The sequence below is a fragment of the Stenotrophomonas sp. CFBP 13718 genome (assembly GCF_014842145.1).
Classification (GTDB): domain Bacteria; phylum Pseudomonadota; class Gammaproteobacteria; order Xanthomonadales; family Xanthomonadaceae; genus Stenotrophomonas.
This window is the reverse complement of sequence record NZ_JACYVC010000007.1, coordinates 98,658-112,647: the sequence shown is the minus strand read 5'-3', so window position 1 is coordinate 112,647 and position 13,990 is coordinate 98,658. Positions and strand designations below refer to the sequence as shown.

Here is a 13,990-nt window from a genome sequence, read left to right as displayed (position 1 = left end):
GGCCCTGGGGGCGCTTCACCGTATGCGGTAGCTGCCTTGGCTCAGGCCACACGCGCGCGGGACGCAGGCGCGCAGTTCAGTGTTGAGAGAACCGGGACGGGTGCCGCTGCAGTTCACACCTGTCTGGGCTGAAAGCTCGAAGGCACCCGCGTGACGCTCGGCACTTTGAGCGTAGCATCGTCTGTCATCGACGCTGACGCTGTAGGACACTGCGCCGGCTACTGAGCTTTTCACGTTCATTGATCCGATGGCGAAGAACGGCTGCCCCGGTGCTGCACTCCCAGAGGGAGCGGCGGTACGTGCATAGTCTGTCCAGTTGTCCTGGCTTGATGCAGGCTCGTCGAACGCGCGCTCGATTTCTTCGATGGTGGCCGGAGTGCCCTCTCGCGTTTCGGAAGATACGCACGACCAAGCGGCTATGGCATTTTCACCTCCCAGTATTCCCCGCCCCGTGCTGGGTCGCATCCCGCTCTCAAGGCACAGCGCTTCATGGTAGGTCTTTGTGGCAGCAGGCTGATCGCTGAAGTCTATGGAAAACTTATTGCCAGAGAGACGGCGCAGCTTTTGTTCCAGACGGATCTTCCCTCCGTTGAAGTCAGAGTGCTCGGATGTACGAAGTATGACGTCGCCATTTGCACGGTGTTGCACAATGCGGTCGATGTAACCGGCCATTGGCAGCGGGGTCAGAGCGGCTGAGAAAAGGAGCGCGGTGGCAAGCATGGCGTTGTCCTCTGTGCTGGACTCGCATGTTTGCGGTTTACCGAAGCGTCGCACGTGGCTGACGTCTCAGAATGCAGCGAAGCTATCGAAAAGCAATCGGGCGTTGTTCTGCTATATCCGCAGAGGTGCAACGCGCGGTCGGAAACGATCGCTATTGGTGGGTGACGACCGTTCGTTGTTACAGAGCCGCCACCCACCAACGGCGTGACAACCCACCGTCGTCACCGACCCTGATCGCATGCGATCAGATGCGCCGCGCGACCACCGTGGCCAGCAGCGCCAGCAGCAGGGTCACCGCGAAGCACAGCAGGTAGCCTAGTGTTTCGCGACCATTGATGAAGGCGGCGAACAGTGCGCCGGACAACGCCAGCGTGGTCGCCACCGCGATGCCTTCGCTGAGCTGCAGCGCCGAGCTGTTCGCGCCCTGTTCGTGACGCGGTGACATCGACAGCGTGAGGACCGACAGACTGGGGTAGATCAGGCCCATGCCGAGCCCGGTCAGTGACCAGCCTGCCAAGGCCAGCAGCAGGGGCACGCCCTGTTGCAGGGTCAGCGAGGTGAGCAGCAGGCCGCCGCCCATCATCCACGAACCGGCCTGCACCAGATGCGCACGGGTCCAGCCAAAACGTTGATGTCCCTGCAGCCATGAGCCGGAGAACCAGCCCAACGCCCCCATGCTGAGTGCAGCGCCTGCCCACAGGGGGGAAAGGTCACGTTCGCGTTGCAACAACAGCGGCAGGAAGGCTTCCGCGGCGAAGAACGCAGACGCGGCGATACCGCGTAGCGCGATCACACTGGGCAAGCCGCGCCGCAGCGCCAAGGTGCCAGTAGGCAGCAGGTGGCGGCTGCATACCACCAGCCCGACCAGTGCGCTGGTCATCAACACAAGCGCGGTGACGCCCTGCTGCTGACCGCCCAGGTACAACAGAAGGGCGGCCAGCGCCGCGCCCACGGCCCACCGCACGACCGGGCGCGCAACGACGTCGGTGCGAATGTCCTGTGCACTGGCGCGCAGCGCGGGCACCAGCAACCAGGCAGCCGGCAGCGCGAGCACCGGAACCGCCAGGAATACCCAGCGCCACCCGGCGTACTGCACGATGAGGCCGCTCAGCCCCGGGCCTACCAGCGATGGGACCACCCAGCCCGCAGAGAAGGCGGCGAAGACTTTCGGCCGCAGCGGCTCGGGGAAGGTGCGCGCGACCAGCACGTACAGCGATACCGATACCGCGCCGATGCCCACGCCCTGCAGCAGGCGTCCGGCCACCAGAACCCCCATGCGCGGGGCGAGGCCGGCGACGATCAGACCGATGACGAAGAACGCGAGACCCAGCCACAGTGGCCGCGATGGTCCGCGTTGGTCGCACAGGCGACCCGCCACGGTCATCCCGATCACGCTGGTCGCCAACGCGCCGCCGAAGGCCAACGCGTACAGGCGCAGACCATCCAGTGCGAACGCGACGGTAGGCATGGCCGCGGCAACGGCCAGCGCTTCGAACGCCACCAGCGCCACCAGTGCGACCATGCCGACCGTCGTGGCGCGATAGCGTGGCGAGAGGATGGATGCCTTATCCACCAGGGCCAGAGAAGAGACGTCGGAGTTCATGTCAGGGCTTGTAATGGGAATGCGGAGGCGGCAGCATCCGCCCTCAACCATGGTTGAGGTCAAGAGATGGCGATGCAGGAGCTTAGTGTAGGCGAGGTCGCCAAGCGCAGCGGCGTGGCGGTGTCGGCGCTGCACTTCTACGAGCGCAAGGGGCTGATCCGCAGCCTGCGCAACGCAGGAAACCAGCGGCGTTACCCGCGCGATGTACTGCGGCGCTTGGCAGTGATCCGGGTGGCACAGCGGGTAGGCATGCCACTGGAAGCAATCGGTGCGGCGTTGGCAGAGCTGCCTGAAGGACGCACACCCACCAAGGCGGAGTGGGCGCGCATGTCCGCGCGCTGGCGCAGCGAACTGGATGAGCGCATCCACCTGCTGCAGTTCCTTCGCGATCAGCTGACCGGCTGCATCGGCTGCGGCTGCCTGTCGCTGAAACGCTGCTGGCTGGCCAACCCCGGCGATGTGCTGGCAGAACAGGGCGAAGGGCCGCAGCGCTGGGACTGAGGACAGCCCTCGGGCTGCTGCTCGCCGCTGGTTCGGTAGAGCCGACTTCAGTCGGCTGCTGCTCGCTGCTGGTTGGGTAGAGCCGACTTCAGTCGGCTGCTGTCCGCTGTTGGTTTGGTAGAGCCGACTTCAGTCGGCTCCGCCTGCGCTAGTCGACTGAAGTCGACTCTACCGGGCATCCTTGGCCTGTTCGATCAGTCGACTGAAGTCGACTCTACCGGGCATCCCCGGGCATCCCCGAGATCCCGTGGACCCCGGACACCCCGGACATCCCATGCCTTCTGGACCTGTTCGGTCCGTCGCCCGCAGCTCACCAGACCGTGAGCGTCTGCCCGCTCTGGATGCCTTCCACCGCCCGTTGGTAGGCCAGCGCGACCCGGCTGGCAGCCGCCGGTTCGAAGCCCGGGAAGTACGGCGCGTAGGCAACTGCGGATTCTTGCAACACCGTAGGACTCACCACATTGATGCGCAGTCCGCGCGCCACCAGTTCGCATGCTGCCGCACGCACGAAGCCTTCCAGGCCAGCGTTCACCGCCGTCGCATTGCTGCCATCGCTGATCGGCTGGGCGCTCACTATGCCGCTGGTGAGGGTGATCGAACCCCCTGCGCGCAGGTGATGCTGCGCGGCCAATGCCAGACGCACCTGGCCAAGCAGCTTGTCCTGCAGTCCGCTGTTGAACTGGGCAGCCGTCATGTCCTGCAGGGGGCCGAAGTGCAACTGGCCGGTGGTGGCGATCACCGCGTCGAGCAGGCCGGTCTGCTGGAACAGGGCGTGCACGCTGGCATCGTCGGTCAGATCCACGCGGTGATCGCCACTTCGACGTCCTGCGGTGACAACGTCATGGTGCTGGCCCAGATGCTGGGCTACCGCCTGCCCCAACGTCCCAGAGGCACCAACGATCAGGATCTTCATGCAGATACTCCTTCAGTAAGTGAGGCCAGTCTGGCGCGGCGATCAGCTTTGGATAAGGGGCGTATGATTCGCTCATTCCTAACCTGGAGTTAGTAATGGACAGGCTCCGCTGCATGCAGGCCTTTGTCGCCGTGGCCGACCTCGGCAGCTTCGCGCGCGCGGCCGAACAGTTGGACGTGTCCGCCGTGATGGTCGGCAAGTACGTCCAGCAGCTGGAGGCGCATCTGGGTACGGCGCTGCTGCAACGGAACACCCGACGTCAGCGTTTGACGGAGGCCGGCACCGCGTATCTGGCCGGATGCCGGCAGGTGCTCGAGCAGGTGCAGCACGCCGAAGCGAGTGTCGCGGGCCTGCAATTGCAGCCACGTGGGCTGCTACGGATCAGTGCGCCCAGCACGTGGGGCAGCTGCGTGCTTGCGCCGGCGCTGGCTTCGTTGCTGGAAGCGCAGCCGCTGGTGAATATCGAGTTGGACCTCAGCAATCGCACTGTCGACTTGATCGAGGACGGCTTCGACGCGGCGATCCGGGTAGGCCCGCTGCCGTCCCGCGAGGTGGTGGCGCGCCCCTTGCCGCCCTACGCGATGAGCCTGTGCGCGTCGCCGGACTACCTGCGGCGGAAAGGGACGCCGCGTGATCCAGCGGACCTCGCCCAGCATGAGTGCCTGAGCCATCTGTCCTGGCGCGGGGGCCATGGATGGCAGATGGCGAACGGCGATCCGGTGGACTGGGAGCCGCGTGCACGGCTGAGCAGCAACGACGGCCAGGCACTGCGGCAGGCTGCGCTGGCCGGTGCCGGGTTGGTATTGCAGCCGACCGCGTTGCTGGGCGAAGACATCGCGGCGGGAAGGCTGGTCACCGTGCTGGCCGATCACGTGCCGGCCGCACGGCCGATGCACCTGATCTACCTGCCGGACCGCCGCCCTCGGCCACGCCTGCAGTGTTTCGTTGATTTCCTGATGGAGCGGTTTCCGGTGACGCCCGAGGTACGGTAGAGAAGACTTCAGTCGGCTGCGCCAACACCAGCCGAACCCCGGTAGAGCCGACTTCAGTCGGCTGCGCCAACGCCAGCCGAACCCCGGTAGAGCCGACTTCAGTCGGCTGCGCCAACACCAGCCGACTGAAGTCGGCTCTACCCGTGGTGGGGCAGCCGACTGAAGTCGGCTCTACCTGTGGGGCGGCAGCTGAAGCTCGGCCGGCGGCCGTCACTACCGGGGGTCAATCGTTGGCGGCGGACAGTTCGCGGCCACGTGTCTGTGCGGCAGCCAGCGCCGTTGCGACCAGCGCTTCAAAGCCGCCTGCCTGGAAGCTTTCGATTGCCGCCTGGGTGGTACCCCCCGGCGAGGTGACGCGACGGCGCAGCTCACCGGGTGCCTCGCCGGCTTCGTCCAGCATGCGCGATGCACCGAGCAGCGTCTGCTGCACCAGCGTGCGTGCCGCTTCCGCGGGCAGGCCCTGTGCAATGCCGGCGGCTTCCATCGCCTCGGCCAACAGGAAAACGTATGCCGGCCCGCTGCCGGATACAGCCGTCACCGAATCCATCAGCGCCTCGTCGTCCACCCAGACCGTGCCGCCTGCGCTGGCCAGGATGCGGTCGGCCTGCGTACGTTGCGCGTCGGTGACCGCTGGCGTGGCGAACAGTCCGGTGACACCGGCCCCCAGCAGGGCCGGGGTATTGGGCATGGCGCGCACCACGGCCACGTCTCCGCCCAGCCAGCGGTCCAGTTGGGTGCTGGTGATGCCGGCGGCGATGGACACCAGCAGCGGCTTCGTTGCTGCGGCAAGCGGCTGCAGCGATGCGCATACATCGCGCAGCACCTGTGGCTTGACCGCCAGCAGCCACGTGCCCGCCTGCGCCGCGGCTTCGCTGGCACCTGCATAGGTCTTGACGCCGAACTCGGCCGTCAACGCTTCGCGCAGCGCAGTCACCGGCTCGGCCACGTGGATCTGGGCCGGTGCCGTGCCCTGGCGCACCAGCCCGGCAATCAGGCTGCGCGCCATGTTGCCGCCGCCGATGAAGGCAATGGAGGTATCGGTCATCTGGATCTTCCTTTCAATTCATGCGGGGCGCGGGCGGGCGCCAAAGAGTGCGGTGCCGATGCGGACCATGGTCGAGCCTTCCGCGATGGCCTCGGCGTAGTCGCCGCTCATGCCCATGGACAGGGTGTCTGCGCCGGGATGAAGGTCGGCAAGCGCCTGCTGCGCCTGATACATGCGCCTGAACGCCTGCTGCCGACGCGCGGCATCGGGCCATGGCGCCGGGATGGCCATCAGGCCGCGCAGGCGCAGGGTCGGCTCGGTCGAAATCGCCGCGGCCAGCGCATCCACTGCCTCCAGCGCGCATCCGTGCTTGCTGTCTTCGTCATCCACGTTCACCTGGATCAGGACATTCAACGGCGGCAAGGTGGCGGGACGGTGGCGGGCGAGCGCCTGCACGAGCTTCAACCGGTCTACGCTCTGCACCCAGTCGAAGGCGCGCGCAACCGCGTCGGCCTTGTTCGACTGCAGGTGGCCGATCAGGTGCCATTCCAGTGCCAGGCCTTGCAGCGCCTCGATCTTTGCCAGGGCCTCCTGCACGTAGTTTTCGCCGAACCCGCGCTGGCCTTGGGCGGCCAACGCGGCGATGGCGTCGGCCGGGTGGGTCTTGGACACCGCCAGCAGGGACGGGGTTGGCCGCCCGGCGGCCTGGGCCGCGTTCTGCAGGTTGCTCAGTATTCCGGGCAGGGGACTTTGCACGTAACGCGTTCCGGTCTGACAGAACGCTATACTGACGCCCGGGGAAAGATCCTTCCAGTCCAAGCCGTTATTGGGGAGTAGCCGCTCATGGATATCGCCGAGCTGTTGGCGTTTTCCGTAAAGAACAAAGCATCCGACCTGCACCTGTCCGCAGGCCTGCCGCCGATGATCCGTGTCGACGGCGATGTCCGTCGCATCAACATTCCTGCGCTGGACCACAAGCAGGTGCATGCGCTTGTCTACGACATCATGTCGGACAAGCAGCGTCGCGATTACGAAGAGTTCCTCGAGGTCGATTTCTCGTTCGAGATTCCGTCGCTCGCGCGCTTCCGCGTCAATGCCTTCAACCAGAACCGTGGCGCGGGTGCGGTGTTCCGTACCATTCCGTCCGAGGTGCTGACCCTGGAGGACCTGGCCTGCCCACCGCTGTTCCGCGAGGTCATCCAGCAGCCGCAGGGGCTGATCCTGGTGACCGGGCCGACCGGCTCGGGCAAGTCGACGACGCTCGCCGCGATGATCGACTACATCAACAAGAACGAGTACGGACACATCCTCACCGTCGAGGATCCGATCGAGTTCGTGCACACCTCGCAGAAGTGCCTGATCAACCAGCGCGAAGTGCACCGCGATACGCACGGCTTCAACGAAGCGCTGCGTTCGGCGCTGCGCGAAGATCCGGACATCATCCTGGTCGGCGAGCTCCGCGATCTGGAAACCATCCGCCTGGCGCTGACCGCGGCGGAAACCGGCCACCTGGTGTTCGGTACGCTGCACACCAGTTCGGCGGCCAAGACCATCGACCGTATCGTCGACGTGTTCCCCGCCGGCGAAAAGCCGATGGTGCGCTCCATGCTGTCGGAGTCGCTGCGTGCGGTCATCTCGCAGGCGCTGCTGAAGAAGGTCGGCGGTGGACGCACGGCGGCCTGGGAAATCATGGTCGGCACGCCCGCCATCCGCAACCTGATCCGCGAGGACAAGGTGGCGCAGATGTACTCGGCCATCCAGACCGGTCAGCAGTACGGCATGATGACCCTGGACCAGCATCTGCAGGATCTGGTCAAGCGCAGCCTGATCACGCGCAACCAAGCCAAAGAGTACGCCAAGGACAAGCGCCTGTTCGAGTAAGGCGCGGCAACGGCAGGGCGGGGCGCGTCCAACCGGCGCGCATCGCACGCCGATGCATCGCGCCTACCGCCCCGCCATCTGGAGTCCGCCGTGAACAGTGCCGCCACCAATACCATCGATTTCACTTCCTTCCTCAAGCTGATGGCGCACCAGCGCGCCTCAGACCTTTTCATCACGGCCGGCATGCCGCCGGCGATCAAGGTCAACGGCAAGATCTCGCCGATCACCCAGACCCCGCTGACGCCGCAGCAGAGCCGCGATCTGGTGTTGAACGTGATGACGCCGGCGCAGCGCGAAGAGTTCGAGAAGACGCACGAATGTAATTTCGCCATCGGCCTGTCCGGTGTCGGCCGCTTCCGTGTCAGTTGCTTCTACCAGCGCAACCAGGTCGGCATGGTGCTGCGCCGGATTGAAACGCGCATCCCCACCGTTGATGAGCTGGCGCTGCCGCCGATCATCAAGACGCTGGCGATGACCAAGCGCGGCATCATCCTGTTCGTCGGTGCGACCGGTACCGGCAAGTCGACCTCGCTGGCGGCGATGATCGGCTACCGCAACCACAACTCGACCGGCCATATCATCACCATCGAGGATCCGATCGAGTTCGTGCACCGCCACGAAGGCTGCATCATCACCCAGCGCGAGGTCGGCATCGATACGGACAGCTGGGAAGCGGCGTTGAAGAACACCCTGCGCCAGGCACCGGACGTGATCATGATCGGCGAGGTGCGCACCCGCGAAGGCATGGACCATGCGATTGCCTTCGCTGAGACCGGCCATCTGGTGCTGTGCACGCTGCATGCGAACAACGCCAACCAGGCGATGGACCGCATCATCAACTTCTTCCCCGAAGATCGCCGCAACCAGCTGCTGATGGATTTGTCGCTGAACATCAAGGGCGTGGTCGCGCAGCAGCTGATTCCCTCGCCGGACGGACGCTCGCGCAAGGTCGCCATGGAGATCATGCTCGGTACGCCGCTGGTGCAGGATTACATCCGCGAAGGCGAGATCCACAAGCTCAAGGAAGTCATGAAGGAGTCCACCCAGCTGGGCATGAAGACCTTCGACCAGAGCTTGTTCGAGCTGTACCAGGCGGGCGAGATCAGCTACGAAGACGCGCTGCGGTATGCCGATTCGCAGAACGAAGTGCGCCTGCGCATCAAGCTGAGCCAGGGCGGCGATGCCCGCACACTGTCGCAGGGCCTGGACGGTGTGGAGATTTCCGAAGTCCGCTGACCACGACGGCACGCCCGTCCTGCTAGAACCGACGGGTAGAGCCGACTTCAGTCGGCTGCTCCACCTGCCCTGGTAGAGCCGACTTCAGTCGGCACCTGCTCTGGTAGAGCCGACTTCAGTCGGCTGTCGGTGAAGCAGCCGACTGAAGTCGGCTCTACCAAGCGATAAAGCACAGCGATAAAACACAGCAGCGAAGCAAAGCAGCGAAGCAAAGCAGTGAAGCAAAGCAGCGAAGCAAAGCGGTGAAGCAAAGCAGTGAAGCAAAGCAGTGAAGCAAAGCAGTGAAGCAAAGCGGTGAAGCAAAGCGGTGAAGCAAAGCGGTGAAGCAAAGCAGCGAAGCAAAGCAGTGAAGCAAAGCAGTGAAGCGCCGCGATGTAGCAAAGCGATGAAGCGCACCGACGAAGCAACGCAGCGAAGCAACGCGATCAAGCACACCGCCACAGGCCACCGCTGTTGCTTTCATGAGCCCGGCTCATCACCGCCAGCGCCGCAGGGGATCCAATCGTCGACACCGCACGGCGTACGGTGGGCTTCCTTTGTTGATTCCGGCATCGCCGGCAGGAGCATTTCCATGGAGTCCCGTGAACTCGGCCGCAGTGGCCTGCACGTTTCCGCGATCGGTCTGGGCTGCATGGGCCTGAGCTTCGGGTATGGCCCCGCCACCGAACGCGCGCAGGCCGCCTCACTGCTGCATGCGGCGGTGGACCAGGGGGTGACGTTCTTCGACACCGCCGAAGCCTACGGTCCATTCGAGAACGAAGCGCTGTTGGGCGAGGCCTTGGCGCCGTACCGCGAGAAAGTGGTGATCGCCACCAAGTTCGGTTTCAAGGAAGGCCGCGCCGGCGCCGGACTGGACAGTCGCCCTGAACGCATCCGCGCGGTGGCCGAGGCCAGCCTGAAGCGCTTGCGTACCGATCGCATTGATCTGTTCTACCAGCATCGCGTTGATCCCAACGTGCCGATCGAAGATGTGGCCGGGACCGTGCGTGATTTGATCGCCGAAGGCAAGGTGCAGCATTTTGGTCTGTCCGAAGCCGCTGCCGCGACCGTACGACGCGCCCATGCGGTGCAGCCGGTAACCGCGGTCCAGAGCGAGTACTCGCTGTGGTGGCGGCAGCCGGAAGCAGAACTGCTGCCTGTGCTGGAAGAGCTGGGAATCGGCTTCGTACCGTTTAGCCCGCTGGGCAAGGGCTTCCTGACCGGCGCGATTTCGGCCGATACCACGTTCGATGCCAGTGATTTCCGGAATTCGGTGCCGCGCTTCGCAGCCGATGCGCGCGCGGCGAACCAAGCCCTGGTGGATCGCATCGGTACGATCGCCGCTGATACCGGCGCAACGCCGGCGCAGGTGGCACTGGCGTGGTTGCTGGCGCAGGCGCCGTGGATCGTGCCGATTCCGGGAACGACCAAGCTGCCCAGGCTGCAGGAAAACCTCGGCGCGGCGTCGCTGACGTTGGACGGTGCGGCGCTGGCGCACATCGAAGCGGCGCTGGCCGAGATCGCGATCGTGGGTGAGCGCTACAGTGCGGCGCAGGCCCAGTTGGTAGGGCGATAGCGCGGAGCCCTGCTCGACGGCATCGGGTCCGGCAGGGTGATGTCTGCTACAAGCCGCGCGTTGCGCTCGCAGCGCAGGGCGCGGCGCTAGCGGGCTTCGCGCAGTGCATCGAGGACGATGCGCAGGGCCACCGAGGCCTGGCGACGCGAGGGATAGTAGGCGTAGTACCCATCGAAATCCGGGCACCAGTCTTCCAGCACCGACAGCAGCTGGCCGCTGTCGACTGCGACTCGTGCGAGGTCACAGGGCAGCCAGGCCAGGCCCCCGTCCGCCAGCGCGGCCCGCAACATCAGTGCGCTGTTGTTGAACGTCCACTGGCCGCTTACGCGGACGTTGATTTCTTCGCCATCGCGCTCGAACTCCCATGGCATCAAGCCGCCATGCGTGGGCAGGCGCAGGTTGATGCAATTGTGCGCGGCGAGATCCTGCGGATGCATCGGGATGACATGGTGACGGAAGTACGCCGGCGTGCCGACCACGCACATGCGCAGCGGTGGGCTGATCGGCACGGCGATCATGTCCTTGGCCACCTGGTCCCCCAGCCGGATGCCGATGTCATGCCGCTGGGCGACGATATCGCTCAGCCCGTAATCCACGGTCAGTTCCACCTTCAGATCCGGGTAGTCGAGCAGTACGCGCTGCAGCCGCGGCCATACCACGTGCTCGGCGGCATGGCCGGCGGCACTGATGCGGATGGTCCCCGCGGGTCGGTCGCGGTATTCGGCCAGCGCGGTCAGCTCTTCTTCGATTTCAGCCAGCCGCGGCGACAGGGTGTCCAGCAGCCGTTGCCCGGCTTCGGTCGTCGACACGCTGCGCGTCGTGCGGGTCAGCAGGCGCACGCCGAGTCGCTGTTCCAGCGCACGCAGGGTATGGCTGAGCGCGGACTGCGATACGCCCAGCTGGGCAGCGGCGCGGGTGAAGCTGCCCTCCCGGGCAACATGGACGAACGCTTGCAGATCGTTGAGATTCTCGCGCGGCATGCGCGCATCATCGCGCGCTGGGTCACGGTGGGCAATGATTGATGAGCGGCGTTTCTGGATGCATCCGCTCAGGCTGCTGCAATGGCGGCCCCAGCGAGGCGTAGGCTGGCGTTTCCAACCGTTTCCAAGGAATACACGATGTCCCTGCTACTGACCGCTGCGATGGCCATGGCCACGACCGCTGGCACGCCGGAAGGCGCATCCATCGCGGTCAACCCCGCCGGCAGCAAGGCATCTGCGGCCGGCCCCGCAGACTACTTCACGGGCACCGTTCGGATCGATGCGCCGTTCCAAGGCAGCGAGCCTGCGCGCGTTGGCGGGGCGACGGTGACCTTCGAGCCCGGTGCGCGTACGGCCTGGCATACCCATCCGCTGGGGCAGACGCTGATCGTCACCACCGGTACGGGTTGGGTGCAGGAGTGGGGCAAGCCCCGGCAACCCCTGCGTCCGGGCGACACGGTGTGGATCCCGCCGGGCGTGAAGCACTGGCATGGCGCTCGCGCTGATGCAGCGATGAGCCACATCGCCATCGCAGAGTCGCTCGATGGCAGTCCTGTAACGTGGCTCGAGCAGGTGACCGACGGGCAGTATCGCGACGAGTAAGGCACCGACAGCCGCTTGCCGCTGGACTGTCGTTGACGGCCGCTGCGCTCGCCGAGCGTGGCGCGCGTTGCCGGGTGCGGTGTGACCGCAGCGTGTCGCAGCGGGCGCGAGGAAGCCCGTCGAAGAGGGTGCGTCATGGCGCGATCGTTGTCGGATGAATCAACGCGTAGCCTTTGCACACAGGAGGGCATCCCCGCCTCCGGCGCGCTGGACGGGCCTGATGGAACGCCTCTTGGGCACGTCTCTGTCGGCGACCACGCCGGACACTGCGTCAAGCGTCTGCAGTGCGCTGCACGCCGGGGTCTCTGCCGCATCGACGCGGACGCTCATGGGGATCATCTTCGATCCAGCCGAGCCACGTTGGTGAAGCGGTTACGAAGGAGTCGCAGAGATGAACGTCATCACCCGCCTCGATGCCCGCCACGAAGCCTTGCAGAAGGGGTTCAATCTTCGATGGCCACCCAGCCTGGCGGAGGGGGCAGACGATATCCGCATATGCACCACGCCGGAGGAGGTACTCGCAGCAGCCAACGCCGCGCTCGCGGCAGGGCATCGCATCACCGTGCGCAGCGGCGGGCATTGCTATGAAGGCCTGGTGGCGAACAAGCTGGCAGGCGAGTCCCTGTCCATCATCGACCTGGGTGAAATGAAGGGGATGCAGTACGACGAGGAGCAACAGGTCACCTCCCCCTGGAACGAGGGTGCGGACCGTTACCGCTTCAAGATCCTTACCGGCAACCAGAACTGGGACGGCTACGTTTCCCTGTTCAAGCAGGCAGGGCGGACCCTCCCGGGCGGTTCGTGTTATTCCGTTGGCGTGGGGGGGCATATCAGTGGCGGTGGCTATGGCATGTTGTCACGCCTGCACGGGTTGACCGTGGATTGGGTGACAGGGGTGGATGTGCTCGTGCCGAACGCGCAGGGCACAGCGCTGGTGCCTTGGCACGTGCGTGCAGACAGTCGGTCTGACATTCAGCGTGATCTTTTCACGGCCTGCTGCGGTGCCGGCGGTGGCAACTTCGGCATCATCATCGCGTACTACTTCGACGACCTGCCGAAGGCTCCCCGCAAGGCGTACTGGTTGCCCTTGGTCTATCCATGGTCGTCGTTGAAGGGGCGCTTCACTGGCTTCCTGCAGGCGTACTGGACGTGGTTCGAAGCGCATGATGCGGATGCGACGAATCCCATCCAGGGGCGTGGCAACGGCGGGCTGTTCACGGTGCTGAAACTCAACCACATCGACGCCTCGGACAACGTCGTGCTGGGCATCCAGTTCACCGGCCCGCAGGGGGGCGTGGGCGGGGAGAATGATGCCCCGCTGCTGGATTTCATCAGCACGATGAACGCGGCAGCGGGCATCCCCGCAACGCGGTGCGCGGAATTCATCATGCCGAACATTCCGCCTTTGGCGCGGAGCGGCCCGCATCACCGCGACGTGATGCAACTGGAGGCCGACGATGCCATGGATTGGATCTACCTGACCCAGACCGTGAATGGTTCGGGCGCCAACCACCGTGGCAAGTACAAATCGGTGTACCAGAACGCGCAGTTCTCGCCCGCGATGTGCGATGCGCTGTGGACGCATCTGACGACCGCGACGAGCGAACGTCGGTTCCGGCAGACGCTGGTGCAGATCGATTCCTACGGGGGAGCGATCAACCGCAACGGCATCGGCGCGACGGCTGTTGCGCAACGCGCATCGCTGCTGAAAACCCAGTTCCAGTCTTATTGGGGGGACTGCGCTGATGATGCGGCGCACCTTGGATGGATGCGGACGATCTACGCTGCGGTCCATCAGGGAAAACCATCCCGCCCCGCGTTTGATGGCTGTTACATCAACTACCCCGACATCGACATGCGGTATGACGACGCTGGGCAGGAGGACGAGGACTGGCTGAACCTCTATTACGGGTGGAATACCGAACTGATCGAGAAGCTCGTCTCACTCAAGGCAAAGGTCGACCCGACCAACATCTTCCGCCACGCCCTTTCCATTCCCCTGCCTCTGCCTGGGAAGTGAC

At 65.1% G+C, this 13,990-nt stretch carries 14 protein-coding genes; 7 read left to right on the top strand and 7 right to left on the bottom strand.

What is annotated here, in order from left to right; all coding sequences use genetic code 11:
* Positions 1-15: 15 nt before the first annotated feature.
* Complete coding sequence (locus tag IFT58_RS12560; RefSeq protein ID WP_192095291.1) at positions 16-720, bottom strand: hypothetical protein; 705 nt, start codon at positions 718-720, stop codon at positions 16-18.
* A 244-nt stretch (positions 721-964) separates the two neighbouring features.
* Complete coding sequence (locus IFT58_RS12555; RefSeq protein WP_192095289.1) at positions 965-2,323, bottom strand: MFS transporter; 1,359 nt, start codon at positions 2,321-2,323, stop codon at positions 965-967.
* 66 nt (positions 2,324-2,389) lie between these two features.
* Here IFT58_RS12555 and soxR point away from each other — a divergent pair, with 66 nt between their 5' ends.
* Positions 2,390-2,824 (top strand): redox-sensitive transcriptional activator SoxR, encoded by a 435-nt coding sequence (gene soxR, locus IFT58_RS12550; protein ID WP_192080983.1) that lies wholly within the window; start codon positions 2,390-2,392, stop codon positions 2,822-2,824.
* 310 nt (positions 2,825-3,134) lie between these two features.
* Here soxR and IFT58_RS12545 read toward each other — a convergent pair whose 3' ends face one another.
* A complete protein-coding gene (locus tag IFT58_RS12545; RefSeq protein ID WP_192095287.1) occupies positions 3,135-3,737 on the bottom strand; it encodes a short chain dehydrogenase in 603 nt (200 codons plus the stop codon).
* Between the two features lie 95 nt (positions 3,738-3,832).
* Here IFT58_RS12545 and IFT58_RS12540 point away from each other — a divergent pair, with 95 nt between their 5' ends.
* Positions 3,833-4,729, top strand: a complete 897-nt coding sequence (locus IFT58_RS12540) for a LysR family transcriptional regulator (RefSeq protein ID WP_192095285.1) — start codon at positions 3,833-3,835, stop codon at positions 4,727-4,729.
* Between the two features lie 223 nt (positions 4,730-4,952).
* Here the strand turns inward: IFT58_RS12540 and proC are convergent, their stop codons facing one another.
* Positions 4,953-5,774, bottom strand: a complete 822-nt coding sequence (gene proC, locus IFT58_RS12535) for a pyrroline-5-carboxylate reductase (RefSeq protein WP_192095283.1) — start codon at positions 5,772-5,774, stop codon at positions 4,953-4,955.
* Between the two features lie 18 nt (positions 5,775-5,792).
* A complete protein-coding gene (locus IFT58_RS12530) occupies positions 5,793-6,449 on the bottom strand; it encodes a YggS family pyridoxal phosphate-dependent enzyme (protein WP_342029564.1) in 657 nt (218 codons plus the stop codon).
* Positions 6,450-6,557: 108 nt separating this feature from the next.
* Between IFT58_RS12530 and IFT58_RS12525 the strand changes: the two genes are divergently transcribed.
* Positions 6,558-7,595, top strand: coding sequence for a type IV pilus twitching motility protein PilT (locus tag IFT58_RS12525; RefSeq protein WP_188324779.1), 1,038 nt, complete (start codon positions 6,558-6,560; stop codon positions 7,593-7,595).
* 90 nt (positions 7,596-7,685) lie between these two features.
* Entirely contained in the window at positions 7,686-8,831 is a 1,146-nt protein-coding gene (locus IFT58_RS12520) for a PilT/PilU family type 4a pilus ATPase (protein ID WP_188324778.1), read from the top strand.
* Positions 8,832-8,985: 154 nt separating this feature from the next.
* On the opposite strand, the gene IFT58_RS12515 is transcribed toward IFT58_RS12520, so the two are convergent.
* On the bottom strand, positions 8,986-9,294 hold the full coding sequence (locus IFT58_RS12515; RefSeq protein WP_192095280.1) for a hypothetical protein: 309 nt from the start codon (positions 9,292-9,294) through the stop codon (positions 8,986-8,988).
* A gap of 108 nt (positions 9,295-9,402) precedes the next feature.
* Between IFT58_RS12515 and IFT58_RS12510 the strand changes: the two genes are divergently transcribed.
* Entirely contained in the window at positions 9,403-10,386 is a 984-nt protein-coding gene (locus tag IFT58_RS12510) for an aldo/keto reductase (RefSeq protein ID WP_192095278.1), read from the top strand.
* A gap of 86 nt (positions 10,387-10,472) precedes the next feature.
* Here the strand turns inward: IFT58_RS12510 and IFT58_RS12505 are convergent, their stop codons facing one another.
* Positions 10,473-11,366 carry a LysR family transcriptional regulator gene (locus IFT58_RS12505; protein WP_192095276.1) on the bottom strand — a complete coding sequence of 298 codons (894 nt, stop codon included), beginning with the start codon at positions 11,364-11,366 and terminating at the stop codon, positions 10,473-10,475.
* A gap of 162 nt (positions 11,367-11,528) precedes the next feature.
* Here IFT58_RS12505 and IFT58_RS12500 point away from each other — a divergent pair, with 162 nt between their 5' ends.
* Both IFT58_RS12500 and IFT58_RS12495 read left to right on the top strand, forming a co-directional pair.
* A complete protein-coding gene (locus IFT58_RS12500) occupies positions 11,529-11,969 on the top strand; it encodes a cupin domain-containing protein (RefSeq protein ID WP_249405101.1) in 441 nt (146 codons plus the stop codon).
* Positions 11,970-12,360: 391 nt separating this feature from the next.
* Positions 12,361-13,989 carry an FAD-binding protein gene (locus IFT58_RS12495; RefSeq protein WP_192095274.1) on the top strand — a complete coding sequence of 543 codons (1,629 nt, stop codon included), beginning with the start codon at positions 12,361-12,363 and terminating at the stop codon, positions 13,987-13,989.
* Position 13,990 lies beyond the last annotated feature (1 nt).

Bases quoted from the DNA above. Each gene is read 5' to 3' on its own strand.
- IFT58_RS12560 (WP_192095291.1), bottom strand. From the start codon at position 720: ATGCTTGCCACCGCGCTCCTTTTCTCAGCCGCTCTGACCCCGCTGCCA.
- IFT58_RS12555 (WP_192095289.1), bottom strand. From the start codon at position 2,323: ATGAACTCCGACGTCTCTTCTCTGGCCCTGGTGGATAAGGCATCCATC.
- soxR (WP_192080983.1), top strand. From the start codon at position 2,390: ATGGCGATGCAGGAGCTTAGTGTAGGCGAGGTCGCCAAGCGCAGCGGC.
- IFT58_RS12545 (WP_192095287.1), bottom strand. From the start codon at position 3,737: ATGAAGATCCTGATCGTTGGTGCCTCTGGGACGTTGGGGCAGGCGGTA.
- IFT58_RS12540 (WP_192095285.1), top strand. From the start codon at position 3,833: ATGGACAGGCTCCGCTGCATGCAGGCCTTTGTCGCCGTGGCCGACCTC.
- proC (WP_192095283.1), bottom strand. From the start codon at position 5,774: ATGACCGATACCTCCATTGCCTTCATCGGCGGCGGCAACATGGCGCGC.
- IFT58_RS12525 (WP_188324779.1), top strand. From the start codon at position 6,558: ATGGATATCGCCGAGCTGTTGGCGTTTTCCGTAAAGAACAAAGCATCC.
- IFT58_RS12515 (WP_192095280.1), bottom strand. From the start codon at position 9,294: ATGAAAGCAACAGCGGTGGCCTGTGGCGGTGTGCTTGATCGCGTTGCT.
- IFT58_RS12510 (WP_192095278.1), top strand. From the start codon at position 9,403: ATGGAGTCCCGTGAACTCGGCCGCAGTGGCCTGCACGTTTCCGCGATC.
- IFT58_RS12505 (WP_192095276.1), bottom strand. From the start codon at position 11,366: ATGCCGCGCGAGAATCTCAACGATCTGCAAGCGTTCGTCCATGTTGCC.
- IFT58_RS12500 (WP_249405101.1), top strand. From the start codon at position 11,529: ATGGCCATGGCCACGACCGCTGGCACGCCGGAAGGCGCATCCATCGCG.
- IFT58_RS12495 (WP_192095274.1), top strand. From the start codon at position 12,361: ATGAACGTCATCACCCGCCTCGATGCCCGCCACGAAGCCTTGCAGAAG.